This is a genomic window from Lacrimispora brassicae (assembly GCF_054772055.1).
Genome location: NZ_BRYH01000044.1, coordinates 133,057 through 146,090, shown reverse-complemented (window position 1 = coordinate 146,090; position 13,034 = coordinate 133,057). Strand labels below are relative to the sequence as shown.

The 13,034-nt window shown below is 46.5% G+C and carries 11 protein-coding genes; all 11 read right to left on the bottom strand.

What is annotated here, in order from left to right:
• Nucleotides 1-13: 13 nt before the first annotated feature.
• Nucleotides 14-1,195 (bottom strand): FAD-binding protein, encoded by a 1,182-nt coding sequence (locus ACYVD3_RS20330; RefSeq protein WP_460644316.1) that lies wholly within the window; start codon nt 1,193-1,195, stop codon nt 14-16.
• A 26-nt stretch (nt 1,196-1,221) separates the two neighbouring features.
• Nucleotides 1,222-2,007, bottom strand: a complete 786-nt coding sequence (gene etfB, locus ACYVD3_RS20325; protein ID WP_460644315.1) for an electron transfer flavoprotein subunit beta — start codon at nt 2,005-2,007, stop codon at nt 1,222-1,224.
• A 27-nt stretch (nt 2,008-2,034) separates the two neighbouring features.
• A complete protein-coding gene (locus ACYVD3_RS20320; protein WP_460644314.1) occupies nt 2,035-3,177 on the bottom strand; it encodes an acyl-CoA dehydrogenase family protein in 1,143 nt (380 codons plus the stop codon).
• Nucleotides 3,178-3,189: 12 nt separating this feature from the next.
• Nucleotides 3,190-4,773, bottom strand: a complete 1,584-nt coding sequence (locus tag ACYVD3_RS20315) for a class I adenylate-forming enzyme family protein (protein ID WP_460644313.1) — start codon at nt 4,771-4,773, stop codon at nt 3,190-3,192.
• Nucleotides 4,774-4,813: 40 nt separating this feature from the next.
• On the bottom strand, nt 4,814-5,947 hold the full coding sequence (locus ACYVD3_RS20310; protein WP_460644312.1) for a YkvI family membrane protein: 1,134 nt from the start codon (nt 5,945-5,947) through the stop codon (nt 4,814-4,816).
• 67 nt (nt 5,948-6,014) lie between these two features.
• Complete coding sequence (locus ACYVD3_RS20305; protein WP_460644311.1) at nt 6,015-7,298, bottom strand: nickel pincer cofactor-dependent isomerase, group 22; 1,284 nt, start codon at nt 7,296-7,298, stop codon at nt 6,015-6,017.
• A 21-nt stretch (nt 7,299-7,319) separates the two neighbouring features.
• Nucleotides 7,320-8,612 carry a GntP family permease gene (locus tag ACYVD3_RS20300; protein ID WP_460644310.1) on the bottom strand — a complete coding sequence of 431 codons (1,293 nt, stop codon included), beginning with the start codon at nt 8,610-8,612 and terminating at the stop codon, nt 7,320-7,322.
• Between the two features lie 18 nt (nt 8,613-8,630).
• Nucleotides 8,631-9,749, bottom strand: coding sequence for a 2-hydroxyacyl-CoA dehydratase subunit D (locus ACYVD3_RS20295; RefSeq protein WP_460644309.1), 1,119 nt, complete (start codon nt 9,747-9,749; stop codon nt 8,631-8,633).
• On the bottom strand, nt 9,749-10,987 hold the full coding sequence (locus ACYVD3_RS20290) for a 2-hydroxyacyl-CoA dehydratase subunit D (protein WP_460644308.1): 1,239 nt from the start codon (nt 10,985-10,987) through the stop codon (nt 9,749-9,751). Before ACYVD3_RS20290 ends, ACYVD3_RS20295 begins: the two co-directional genes overlap by 1 nt.
• A gap of 15 nt (nt 10,988-11,002) precedes the next feature.
• Complete coding sequence (locus ACYVD3_RS20285) at nt 11,003-11,773, bottom strand: acyl-CoA dehydratase activase (RefSeq protein WP_460644307.1); 771 nt, start codon at nt 11,771-11,773, stop codon at nt 11,003-11,005.
• Between the two features lie 333 nt (nt 11,774-12,106).
• Entirely contained in the window at nt 12,107-12,805 is a 699-nt protein-coding gene (locus ACYVD3_RS20280; RefSeq protein WP_460644306.1) for a GntR family transcriptional regulator, read from the bottom strand.
• Between the last annotated feature and the right edge of the window lie 229 nt (nt 12,806-13,034).

Genomic DNA, 13,034 nt, shown 5'->3' with positions numbered 1-13,034 from the left:
TTAAATCCCTCCTTTATTTGTCCAGTGCTTCTATTAATGCGGGAATCACCTGATATATATCCCCTACGATGCCGTAATCGGCCACTTCAAAAATCGGAGCACCCGGGTTTTTATTGATTGCTATGATCTGCTCCGAATTCTGCATTCCTGCCACATGCTGAATGGCCCCGGAAATTCCGCAGGCAAAATACACCTTTGGGCGTACTGTGGTTCCGGTCTGTCCCACCTGATAGGAATGGTCGATCCAGCCTGCGTCAACCGCAGCACGGCTTGCCGCCACAACACCGCCCAGCTTATGAGCCAGCTTCTTTAACAGTTCAAAGCCTTCGGCACCGCCAAGACCCATGCCACCGGATACAATGATCTCTGCATCAGTTAAAGACACTGCCTCACCTGCCTGCTTTACCACCTCCAGAATGCGGGTTCTGATGTCCTCTGTTTCAAAACTCACGGAAAGAGGAATAACCTGACCCTTCCGGCCTTCCTGCCTTTCAGCCTTTTCCATGACTCCCGGGCGTACCGTAGACATCTGGGGCCTGTGGTTTGGACAAACAATGGTTGCCATTAAATTTCCGCCAAAAGCCGGACGGGTCTGCTTGATCTTTTTATCCTCCTCATCGATCTCCAGCCTGGTGCAGTCGGCGGTCAGCCCGGTATTGCAGCGGACGGCCAGACAGGGACCTAAGTCACGGCCGATGTGGGTGGCTCCCAAAAGGACGATTTCAGGCTTATGGGATTTGATCGCATCGTGGATTACAGCCGTATAAGCATCGGTACGGTAGGATTCCAGCTCTTTATGATCCGCAAGATAGACTTTATCCGCTCCATATTCAAACAGTTCATCCACAAGTCCTTCCACCTGGCTTCCGCATAAAACGGTACAAAGGCTGCACCCGATCTCATCTGCCAGCTTTCGCCCTTCACCCAGAAGTTCATTTACCACAGGCATAAGCGCCCCTTCTCTTTGTTCCGCAAATACCCATACATCCCGGTACTCTGATAAATCAACCGTTTCCTTTGTTTCTTCTGTCTTTTCTATTGCATTAAACGGACATTTTTCCACACAAACGCCGCAGCCGGTGCAGGCGGTGCCGATAACAGCCAGTTTATTTTCCATTGTAATTGCTTCAAACGGGCAGTTCTTTACACAGATAGAACATCCCCTGCATTTTTCTTTTATTACATTTACAGCCATGTGAACCTTCCTCCTTTTCCTGGGTATTAAAGATAATGCTTCTCTTTCAGTTTCTCTGTCAGCAGCCCTGCCATTTGGGTCACTGTTCCGGCAAGCATCTCTCCTTTTCCCTTGGGAGCGGGAGTAAAGGAACGGAAAACCTGGGTGGGGGAAGCATTTAAACCGCAGTCTTTGGGATCCAGTCCCACATCCTCATGATTCCATATGGTAACCTTTTTCGCATATGCATCCATAATGCCGCCTATGCTCATGTAACGTGGTTCATTCAGTTCTTTTACAGCGGTAAGGAGACAGGGCATCTGAACCTCCAGAATTTCATATCCGTTTTCCAACTGCCTTTGCACAATCACCTTTCCTTCGCAAAGCTTCACATCCTGAACATAAGTTACAACCGGGATACCAAGCCTCCAGGCTACCTGGGGGCCGACCTGGGCCGTATCTCCGTCAATGGCCTGGCGTCCTGCAAAAATAATGTCATAATCTCCGATTTTATCAATGCCGGCAGCAATGGTGGTGGAGGTGGCACAGGTATCGGCCCCTCCAAAGGCCCGGTCACTGAGCAGATAAGCCTCATCCGCTCCCATAGCCAGGCATTCCCGCAGCATATCATCGGCCTGAGGCGGCCCCATGGTAATAACGGAAACCGTTGTTCCAGGCTTTTCGTCTTTTATCTTCAATGCCTCTTCCAGGGCATTTGCATCATCAGGGTTTAAAATGCTTGGAACTCCGTCACGGATCAATGTACCCTTTACCGGATCGATCTTTACTTCATTGGTATCCGGCACCTGTTTTACACAAACCAAAATCTTCATTGTCTCATTACTCCTTCCGTGTAGTCATTATTTCTTAAGCAGTTTTCCTGAAATCACAAGCTGCTGGATTTGTGAGGTACCTTCGTAAATGGTGAACACACGGCAATCCCTGTACATGCGCTCGATCTTATAATCCTTGATAAATCCATAACCGCCATGGATCTGAAGAGATTTTGAAGCGATTTCATTACAGACCTCAGAAGCATAATACTTTGCCATAGATGCTTCCATGGTTGCAGGCTGATGGGTATCCATTAAGTAAGCGGTCTTATAAACCAACTGCTTTGCAGCCTCCAGCTTTGTGGCCATATCTGCGATCATAAAGGCGATTGCCTGGAAATCCCCGATCCGTTTTCCGAACTGTTTCCGTTCCTTTGCGTATTTGATCGCCTCGTCCAAAGCCCCCTGGGCAACCCCGATGGACTGGGCGGCAACTCCCATTCGGCCGGTATCCAGGGTCTTCATGGCATTTATAAAGCCCATGCCCTCCTGCCCCAGAAGGTTCTCTGCAGGAATCCTTGCGTTATCCATAATGATATCGCTGGTAGCGCAGCCGATGACACCCATTTTATGCTCCGGTTTTCCACAGGAAATTCCAGGAGTATTTTTCATATCAACAATAAAAGCGCTGATTCCTTTTGTTCCCTTTGTCATATCCGTCTTTGCGTAGATCACTGCATAATCTGACAAAGGCGCCATGGTGATAAAGGTCTTTCTTCCATTTAATATGTAATGATCCCCTTCCTTTACAGCCGTAGACTGCATACCGCCTGCATCGGAACCTGCCCCTGGTTCCGTCAGGGCAAAGCAGAGCTTTTTGCTCCCGCTTATCAGTGAGGGAAGGTATTTTCGTTTCTGCTCCTCTGTGCCGGATAATAACAAAGGACCTCCGGAAAGGGAATTAGGGGAAGATACATAAATGCTCGCAACTCCGCTGACCCTTGCTATTTCCTCCATCACCAGCACGTAACAGCGGGCGTCACCGCCGGAACCGCCGTATTCCTTTGGCGTCTTAATGCCGAAAAATCCGGCCTTTCCCATTTTGTAAAGGATTTCCTCCGGAAATGTCCCGCTTTCCTCAATCTCATCCAGGATTTCATTGGTCAGTTCTTTTTCCGCAAACTCTTTCGCCAGTTTCCGGACAAGCTCATGCTGTTTTGTAAAATACATGTTGTTTCCTCCTTAACCTCTTTTCGCTAACCGTTTCTCGACTTCCTGCCGTAACTCACGGATCATAATCTTGCCGCTGTTGCTGTAAGGAAATGAATCAAATCGATAAACATATTTGGGGACCTTATAATCCGCCAGATTCTGCCGGACCTGTTCCCTGACCCTTTCTTCGGAAAATTCCGCCCCAGGCTCCGTAATGATACAGGCTGCAATTTCCTCCTGAAGGACCTGGGCATCCACTCCTACCACCTTCACAGCCTTGATTTCCGGAAGGCCCAGGATGCAGTTTTCTATTTCCATTGGTGCTATATTTTCACCGCCCCGGATAATCATTTCTTTTTTCCGTCCGGTCATATGAAGATTGCCGTCTTCATCCAGATAACCGCAGTCTCCGGTGTGAAGCCATCCCTCTTGATCCAGCACTGCTTCCGTTTCTTTTTCCCGGTTGTAATAGCCCCTCATGATGTGATAACCTCTGGACTGGATTTCTCCAACAATACCGGATTTGGCAATGCAATTCCTTCCCTCATCCCAGATTCTTAATTCCGTATAAGGGATCTTTTTGCCTGCTGAAAGACCCTTCCGGCAGATTGGGTCCCAATATTCAGTCATAGTAATGGCAGGGGAAGACTCGGTCTGCCCATAGGAAGGCTGTAAATGCTCCATCTTCAGCTCTTCACAGATATTGATGTAATCCAAAGGGTGAATGGCAGAACCCGCAATAATTCCGCTCTTTAGAGAACTTAAATCGTATTCTTTTCTCCTGCTGTTTTTTACCATAGCCAGGAACATGCTGGGAACGCCGTTTAGAATGGTGCAGGAATTTTTTTGTATGTTTTCCATGACTCCAATGGACTTATAATACTGATTGATATAAATTGCCGCCCCGGCATGGACCGCGGACAATATGCCCGCTGTGATGCCGAAGCAGTGAAACAGGGGAACAGCCAAGCACATACGGTCATTTTCGTTCCAATGCATGGAACGCACCATTTCGGCGGAATTGTTGACCAGGTTTTCGTGGCTTAACATCACTCCCTTTGGAACGCCTGAGGTACCGGAGGTGAAAAGTATGTTGGCAATATCTTTTGAAGATACGTTCTGTTCCATTTCTTTTAAAAGCTGCTGATCTTCCTTCCTGTTGTCAATCTTTTCACAATCAGGCAGATGTTCCAGGGAAACGATCCCTTTTAAGAAGCTGTCCGGGCCATCCAGTCCTGCTTTTGCAATGACCGGTCCGTAGTCCTTATCACCGCATCCCTTTCCATAGAACAGATAGTCTGCATCCGCTTCTTTTAAAACCCTGTTCAATTCCTGTTCCTTATAGCATGTATTGACCGGAAGCACCACTGCCCCGGACTTCATAAAAGCCAGATACGCCATGACCCATTCCGGACTGTTGATTCCCCATAACGCCACATGTTTCCCTTTGGAAATTCCTTTTCTTATAAAGTCAACTGCCCAAAAATCCGAAATTTCATCCGCCTCTTTCCAGGAATATTGTTTATCCTGGTAGCAGATTCCTGCTGCATCCGGCGTAAGAACAGCTCTTTTATGAAGCAGTTCTCCGATTGTTTCTGATAAAAGGCCTGTCATATTCATTCTCCTGCTAACCTCTGTCCCATGGTTCTGTCAGTTATTTCTCAATTTTTCCCATGGCTTCCCCAATCATCCGGATCAGGAACGGAACCAGTACCACTCCAATGGTGATATATCCCAGATATCCGTATCCTACCTTTACCAGGGGAAGAAGTCCAAACTGGGCGATGGCAAAAGCAATAATGGTGCATAACAGCGCACAGATCAGGGTTTTTGCCGTAGGCTTTCCGTCGGTTCTTCTTTCCTCCGGCTTTTCAAGGGCAACAACAACTCTCTGGACTGCTCCGGCAATCATGTTTACCGCCGTTGATACCGCTCCTAAAATAATGAGTATGGAAATCATGGGATTCATGAAGCCGGCTCCCACGCCGCCTTTGATCAGAGTGATAACCGGAAGGGGATCCTTGGATAAATCCGGGTTGGTTGCAATTGCCATCAGTCCCAGGGTAGAAAGCATGATCAATACGGAGTTTACGATAAATCCGTAAATCATACTTGCTCCGGCTTCTTTTTCTGATTTAAACGGTTCAGCATGCTGGTACAGCAATCCGATGGAGGCTAACTGGAAGGAACCATAAATAAAGCAGCTCCAGAAAGCAGGGCCGGCAGGTGCAGGATGAGCTGCTAAGGCACTGATGTTTTCTGTAATATCGCCCCAGCTTGCGATAATATTTGGTATGTACACAATCAAAAGACCTGCAATGATGATAACGGACAAGGTGGACGCCGCTTTTCTTACAAAATCCGTTCCGAAAATGGTCACCGCAAAAATAAATAATCCGATGATCAAGGTACAGACCATATAAGGGAGGCCAGTCAGGGACTGCATGGTGGAACCACCAGTTGCAAAGGCAACAGACGGAGCCAGGCACAGCAGTAATATGTATACAATTTCATAAAGGTTGGAAAAAATAGGAGCAAATTTTCCGTAAAACTTGTTGTTAAAGGTTCTGTAATCATAAGCATCATGAATCTTTGCAAACCGAAGCCCGTACCACTGGAATACCGCACCGATGGCCTGAGCCAGAATCGGGGTAATAAGCGCCCATATACCGAACGCAACAAAATACTGAACAAGCTGTGCACCGGAAGCAAACCCTCCGCCAAACTGTGTTGTAAACCATACGAATGCGACACCCACCGCTACCGGCATTTTATTTTTATCAATCATATCGTTACCTCCTTTTTTACCCATCTTCTCAGAGTATATAAATATCCCTGAAAGGGGCTATCTCCTGTCAATCCATCATATCTTCTTTATTAAAACAGATAGGCGTCGGTCCGCTGACATAGGAAATTCCCTGGATATCCTTAATGTCTTCATACAGAGCCTGCGAGACTTGTATTTCGTCCAGGCACAGAGTGTTTTTAATATGAACAACCCTGGCATTCCTGTAATCCAGGTTATGGCAACACCTGATACACATGAGAAGCGCTTCCTTGTCCGTATTGGCATAGAGGGGTATGGGACAGGCATCCATAATCCCAGTTGTCAGGACATTGGTCCAGGTCACTTCCCAGTCAACAGAATTGAGACAGCGTCTTGTTGTAATATCCGCTGACCCAAGGCCACAGCCATTGTGATGAGCCTCTGGCGTGATTCCCCGGATAAAGAGCTTTCTAAGGTTGAGTGTATCCCCAAAGGTGCGTGTGATATTGCGCCCGGTCACATTGGGGTCGTGACCGTTTCCGCTTATATTTTTGCCTATTTCATCGATAATCAGCACATCAATGTCATTAAACAGGAACTTGGCCAGCTTCTGTTTTGCGATCTCCAGCAGCCTCGCATCCGTCTCCATGAAATTGTCCTTCGTACATACCTCAATATTGCAGATGTCATCGTAGGCATTCTGAACTACTCCGATTCCAAATGCAAAGGGGCATTTTTCCAAAAACTTTTCAGCTACCGATGGAATCAATTCTGCAAAACGGTGGAATCCAAAGCTATGGAACATAGAAGCTCCTTTATGCTTTGCAATGCCAATGGCAATCATCTTAGCCATACCGCTCTCATGCACTCCGCGAAAATCCGTATGAGGTTTTACCTTATTTAGTATGACAATGCCATCGGATTCAAAGGCATATTTATCACAGTAAAGGGGGATGCCGTTTAACTCATCATACTGCACCACCTCCATGGAAGACTTAATAGGAACTCCCATAGTTTCCTCCGTGATGTGATATCCCTCTAACATTTCAAGCTGTCCCTCGGCCGTACCGCCTCCGTGGCTGCCCATGGAAGGGATGATAAAGGGTTCTGCTCCATAAGATTTGAGCATCTCACAGGTTGTGCGGATCATGACATCCAGATAGGGAATTCCTCTGCTTCCGGCTGTGATACATATCTTCTTGCCTTTATAGTTTTCCTTACCGGAAATTTTCTCAAGTTCTTTTCTCATAGTTCCTGCAATATCATCCACTTTCGCCGGGTCATAGCATTGGCGAATTGTAATCATTTCAGGTAATGTCACCTGCTCAAGTCCCTGTATCGGGACATGAACTTCTGGAAAATCTATATACATTGCGTTTCTTCCTTTCCTTATTTAGGCCATACCAAACATATAAAACAACATAATCAGAAATGCCAGAGTAATCAAAGGTATCACACAGGTCGAGATAAATACCGGGAAATAGGAACTCTTATGGTCGTTCTCCGTGATATTAAGCACTGTAACAACCAGTCCGTTATGGGGCAGAGAATCCAGGCCCAGACTTGCCAGTGCCGATACTCTGTGAAGCGCCTCCAAGTTGATTCCCATCGGAATGAAATAATCCTTTATAATCGGCAATGCAATTCCAAGACCGCCAGAGCCAGAACCACACACACCTGCCAGTAGCGTAACTGCTAGCGCTGACGCAATAAGCGGACTTCCTCCAATTCCTGTAACAGACTTAATCAAGATGTCAAACGCAGGAACCACCTGTACCAGTGAACCAAAACCCACGACTGCGGAAGTGCTGAATAATGAACCAGTTCCATCCTTTGTTCCGTCTGCCAGATGCTGCCAGATATCTTTCCATGGAAGGTACTTAAAATAGAACACCAGACCTGACATAAAGCCTAAAAAGAGCGCTACTTCTGCCGAGACCCTGAACACATTCAAAGCTACCAGCAATACAATCATAGGAAGTATGGCTACCAGAAAGCTTGGAAGCTGCTTTCCCTCTTTTACGCCCAGCATGAGCTTATCTTTTTCTGTTATCTCGAAATGCATTCCTTTTTTCTTGCAACGGTCTGCATACCAGAGCGTAAACCAGAACACCAGTACTGCCTCAAATACTGCAGCAATAAGGCCTGGAGCCAGAGCAGCAGTTGCCGGAGTACCAAGTATTTGTCCTGGCATTAAGTTCTGTATCTGAGGGCTGCCCGGCATCATGCAGGAAAACGTGCCCGCGCCGGCAAAATATACTGCCGGAATCAAGGTTCTGGATATATCTCCTCTCTTAAACATGGACACCATAAGCGGATAGAGGGTAAACATACAGACGAACACAGACACTCCTCCATAAGTCAGTACTGCACCAGCAATAATAATGGACGGAATAATAAACTTATCCCCCAGCTTATCTACGATTGCTTTTGCAATGGCATCTGCCGCACCGCTGATATCAGTCAGCTTACCAAACAGAGAACCCAGAACAAAGATGAAGAAAAATTTGCCGAAATACCCTGACAGCCCCTGGACATATGTGGTCGTGAACTGTTCCACAGGATTCATGCCTGCCGTCAGCAAAAGAAACAAACCTGAAATTACTGCTGAAAAGAAAATCGGAACTCCCTTAAAACACAGAAATATCAACAATGCCAAACTCAATAATACCAAAAGTATCTGCATATGATTCCTCCCAGTCTGTTAAAGCATATCTTTGAATGCTTCTATCATCGTTCCTGCCTGCTCATAATTTACCATTTGCCTGTCTACTTCTATCTGGATGATAGGAATTCCTGCCCCAGCACAGGCTTTTTTCACCATTACAAAATCAAATTCTTCCGGATCACAGAATTTCGTCAGGAGAACGACCACGCCACTGGCTTTGTATTTCTTTGCCAGATCAACGATATAGCCGGCTCTCTTCTTTTCCGGGTCGTACAGGACGGAGCAATGGTCCATCCGGGAAAACTTATCCGCAAGCCCTTCCAAAGGCTCCAGTTCCAGATTCACATCTGTCCGGTACTGTCTGGATTCATGGGCAACATCATCCCCGGCAATCTGCAGCCCGTGTTCGTCAAAGATTTTCAGCAGTCCATCGCTGTCAGCCAGGATTCCGGTGGTGATCACCTTAATTTTACTTTCCTGCTCTTCTGCTTGCGACAAAACTTCTATCAACTGGCTGACCAGTGCCGTATGCTCTTCCTTTCGCATGAAATAAGCACTTTTAAAAATGTCTCTTCTCTGGACTGCCGTAATGGAAGGATGCTGTTCCAGAACCTCTGTCAGCTTTCTCATTACCCCATTATGTTCATTGTAAATTTCATTGGACCGGGCCAGGGAAGCTTCGCTGAATTTCACGCCGGCCGCTGCCTCCAAATCCTTTATGACACGCTCATAGGAGGCTTTGGTAAACCTTTTTCCTGCTTCCGGCTTCCGGTTCTGGGGATAGGTCATGGGGATAAAAGGGATGTCCTTCACCGCGTATTTCCAGTTCTGTCCCAGACACTTTAAGGAGTCACAGAGGGAAGGGATCACAATGGCTGAAATGCCCTTGTATTCTCCCTTAATTCCCAGCTCCAGAATGCTCTGCATGATGGAACAGATAAACGCCGGGAAATACTTTTTGGATTCTTTCAGCTCAATATCCGCTCCCCACGCTCCCATGGGAACCAGCCCCATGGAGTGGATCAGCTCCTCAGGCGTATAAACAGGAACACAGGCCACAACCTTCTTTCCCTGCTCCAGATAAGCATTCAGTTGTTTTTTCGGTGAACACGCGATTTCATGAAAACTTTCTAATAATTCATTTAATGTTGCCATCAGTCTTTCCCCCCTTTGTTGGATTCCATGATTTCCGTCAGCCCCTGAACCCTTGTCTCATACTGGGCTTCCGAGAAATTCCGCGGGTCTGCCTGATCGCCGTCAAATGAGGTGACCGGTATCCGGCAGTCCTCTCCGATCTGGCGGCTCATCTCATACATGAAGCCGCTCCAAAGCTTACAGGAACGGTTGGTATGTACCAGAAGTCCTTCTGCATGGGTCTTATTTACGATTGCTTCTCTCTTATCCCGTGCATGCTCTAAGTTCATGGCATTTGGCACGTTGCAGTAGGCGCGGATCAGACCGTCAAAGTCATCGTAAATGAATCCAAAAGCATCGGCGTAAATGGTTGCCACCATGTTAATTCCCCGGGATTTTAAGCCGGTTGCTGTTGCTCTTAAATGAGGCCAGCAGGCAATCCCCTCAAACATGATCCGGTACTTTTCCTCTGCGCGGAAGGTACTGGTTCCCTCTTTCACCGCCTTTTTGTATTCCTCCAGCAGGGTTTCAAAGGCCTCGGCTGCCTCCACGGTCCCTCTTGCACAGACAGCCACTGCCATGTGATTGAGTAAATCAAAGCCGTTAAGAGGAGACGGGGTATATTTGGTATAGGCTGTAGCCTCCAGCCATGCCCTGGAAGTTCTGTTTGAGATTTCCATGACCTTCTTGAATTTCTTTTCGCTCCATTTTTTACCTGTGATCTCCTCCAACTGTTCAATCGCTGCCAGAAACTGACTCTTAACATATTCCACCTGGGCGTCCGAAACCTCGTAATCTGGATTAAAGGGAATGTCAATGAGAATCAGCGGAATATCAAGCTCTTTTGCAATGTTCTCATACCATTTGATCATGCAGTTGCAGATGTTGTTGCAGCAAAGCACGAAATCCGGCAGGGGCATGTTCTGTTCCGGAGTTTCCCCCACCTTCATATGAGCCAGGCTGATCCTTGCATAAGCGCAGATGTCGTTGGAATAACCTTCCGCCTCTGAAATTTCACACAGCCGCTGCCCCGCTCCTCTTGCAGCAATGGCTGCCGCCTGGTTCTCAGGATAACAGACTTTAATGCCCAGGGTTTGAAAAATTTCCTGAGGGAAATTGCTGGCACACCAGCCGATTTTCTCTCCCCTGTCCTTTGCCTCCTGGACCTCCTTGTAGTGTTTTGCCACGATCTCATTCAGCTTAAACTTGGCTGAATTGGGATCAATGGTAAACTTTGGTTTTGTTTCTCCTTCACCCATGAAAAATTCCTCCTTTTATGATTTATCGTAAGCGTAAAGCGCTGCTCCTAAAGCACCCATGAGCTGGGCCATTGGTGAATATGTAATTTCAAGTCCCAGTTCCTGCTCCATGGCTTTTCGTACCCCGCCATTTTTTGCAACGCCGCCGCTCATACACACCGTTTCTTTCACTCCGATCCGTTTTGCCAGGATCGCCACCCTGCCGGCTACCGACTGGCAGATACCGGCAACCAGGTCCGGAATCTCAACTCCGTTTGCCAGTTGGGAAATGACCTCGGATTCGGCAAACACCGTACATGTATTGGAAATTTTCACAACCTGCTTTGCCATGGCCGCCTGCTTTTCCAGATCTTCGATCCTCAACTGTAAAATTCCTGCCATAACATCCAGAAACCGTCCGGTCCCCGCCGCACATTTGTCATTCATCAGAAATTCCGTCAGGCGCCCTTCATCATTCAGGGAAAGTACTTTTGCATCCTGGCCGCCGATATCAATGATGGTCCGCACTTCCGGATGCAGGTGATGAACCCCTCTTCCATGGCAGCTCAGTTCACTCATCTCTCCATGGGCATTTTTTAACAGCTTCCTTCCATAACCGGTGGCATAAACAGAGGAGATCTCCTCCGCCTTAAGGCTCCCTGCGGCAAGCACTGCCTCAATAGCCCGGTCCGGCCCGTCAGTTCCCGTCCCTGCAGCAATCAGGGAAGTAGCCAGAATCTCCTGTCCATCTTTCAGAATGACTGCTTTGGAGGTGGTAGAGCCTATGTCAACTCCTAATGTGAACATGGTCGTTTCCTTTCTGATTGTTTATTTTATAACAATCTTTCCGAAAAAATATATATGTATACATGTATACAAGTTTGCGCATGAAAAAATGTATCCTTGTATACAAGTTTAAATAAAAAAATAAAAAGTCACAAGCTACATTTTTTCATGCATATATTATCAAATTTTGTCTAATTTGTCAATAACTTTTTTAAAAACAAGACATTGTTCCGGTATTTTATGGAGCAAGACCCAAATATGGTTTTTCACCCACTTTCTCTGTGATCGTCTAATTTATGACAATCTTTTTCTAAAAAAACAAATAATCGACTGCTTTTGGTAAAAACAGTCAGATCAAATGTTTATAAAATACTGAGGGTATTTTTCCTTTGCCTTATCTCTGATTTCAGATATAGTTTCCAGATGATCTGCCATAGCCTGCTGGGCTTTGACAAAGTCACCGCCTTTGATCTCATTGACGATTCTCCGGTGCTCATCGATCAGGTGGGGCATCCTCTTGCCGAGGGCCACATCAAAATTCCTCCATCTTGAAATGTGGAGCATTAAATCCTCCAGCAATTTTATAAGATTATACCGTTCCACGCTTTCCGCAATGGCCCGGTGAAATGCTGAATCCAGCTTTTGGAATTCCAGGTCATACCCCTCCACATTCCGGTAGGCCTCCTGCTTTTCTAAATTATCCTCCAGCTCTCTTACCAGTTTTCCAATCTTTTCTTCGTCCTTCTGGGACAACAGCTCGTAAAGCTCTTCCTTTTCCACGGCTGTCCTTAAAATCAGCAGGTCCCCGATCAGCTTTAAATCGATCAGGCTTACATAAGTGCCTCTCTGGGGGTATACCGTAAGTAGCCCAAGCTGATTCAGCCTTGCAAAGGCATTGCGGATAATGGTTCTTGATACCCCGTATTCTTCCGCCATCTGGTTTTCACTGATCCTGGTACCAGGCTCCAATTCCAATTTCAAAATACGTTTTCTGATGTTGAGGAAAACATAATCAGCGGAAAACGGCTGGCTGTTACTTTTCATATAATTCATATTCCTTACCTTCAATTCATATTCCTTGTATTTTGTTATGAGTCGATTATACTCTTGACTACAGATTTCTGTCAATTCGTTTCTTATACACGGCATGACTGCCCTCTGCTTCATACATAACCCTGTTTGGGGGTACCCTCACCTCTTTCCCATGGATTTAGGAGTGATGGGAATCGTGATCAGGTGCATTGTTTCGGCAGTTCTGTATCAGGCAATTGCATGCTTAAAA

Excerpts from the sequence above, each read along its gene's own strand:
- ACYVD3_RS20330 (WP_460644316.1), bottom strand. The coding sequence starts at position 1,195 with ATGGCTGTAAATGTAATAAAAGAAAAATGCAGGGGATGTTCTATCTGT.
- etfB (WP_460644315.1), bottom strand. The coding sequence starts at position 2,007 with ATGAAGATTTTGGTTTGTGTAAAACAGGTGCCGGATACCAATGAAGTA.
- ACYVD3_RS20320 (WP_460644314.1), bottom strand. The coding sequence starts at position 3,177 with ATGTATTTTACAAAACAGCATGAGCTTGTCCGGAAACTGGCGAAAGAG.
- ACYVD3_RS20315 (WP_460644313.1), bottom strand. The coding sequence starts at position 4,773 with ATGACAGGCCTTTTATCAGAAACAATCGGAGAACTGCTTCATAAAAGA.
- ACYVD3_RS20310 (WP_460644312.1), bottom strand. The coding sequence starts at position 5,947 with ATGATTGATAAAAATAAAATGCCGGTAGCGGTGGGTGTCGCATTCGTA.
- ACYVD3_RS20305 (WP_460644311.1), bottom strand. The coding sequence starts at position 7,298 with ATGTATATAGATTTTCCAGAAGTTCATGTCCCGATACAGGGACTTGAG.
- ACYVD3_RS20300 (WP_460644310.1), bottom strand. The coding sequence starts at position 8,612 with ATGCAGATACTTTTGGTATTATTGAGTTTGGCATTGTTGATATTTCTG.
- ACYVD3_RS20295 (WP_460644309.1), bottom strand. The coding sequence starts at position 9,749 with ATGGCAACATTAAATGAATTATTAGAAAGTTTTCATGAAATCGCGTGT.
- ACYVD3_RS20290 (WP_460644308.1), bottom strand. The coding sequence starts at position 10,987 with ATGGGTGAAGGAGAAACAAAACCAAAGTTTACCATTGATCCCAATTCA.
- ACYVD3_RS20285 (WP_460644307.1), bottom strand. The coding sequence starts at position 11,773 with ATGTTCACATTAGGAGTTGACATAGGCTCTACCACCTCCAAAGCAGTC.
- ACYVD3_RS20280 (WP_460644306.1), bottom strand. The coding sequence starts at position 12,805 with ATGAATTATATGAAAAGTAACAGCCAGCCGTTTTCCGCTGATTATGTT.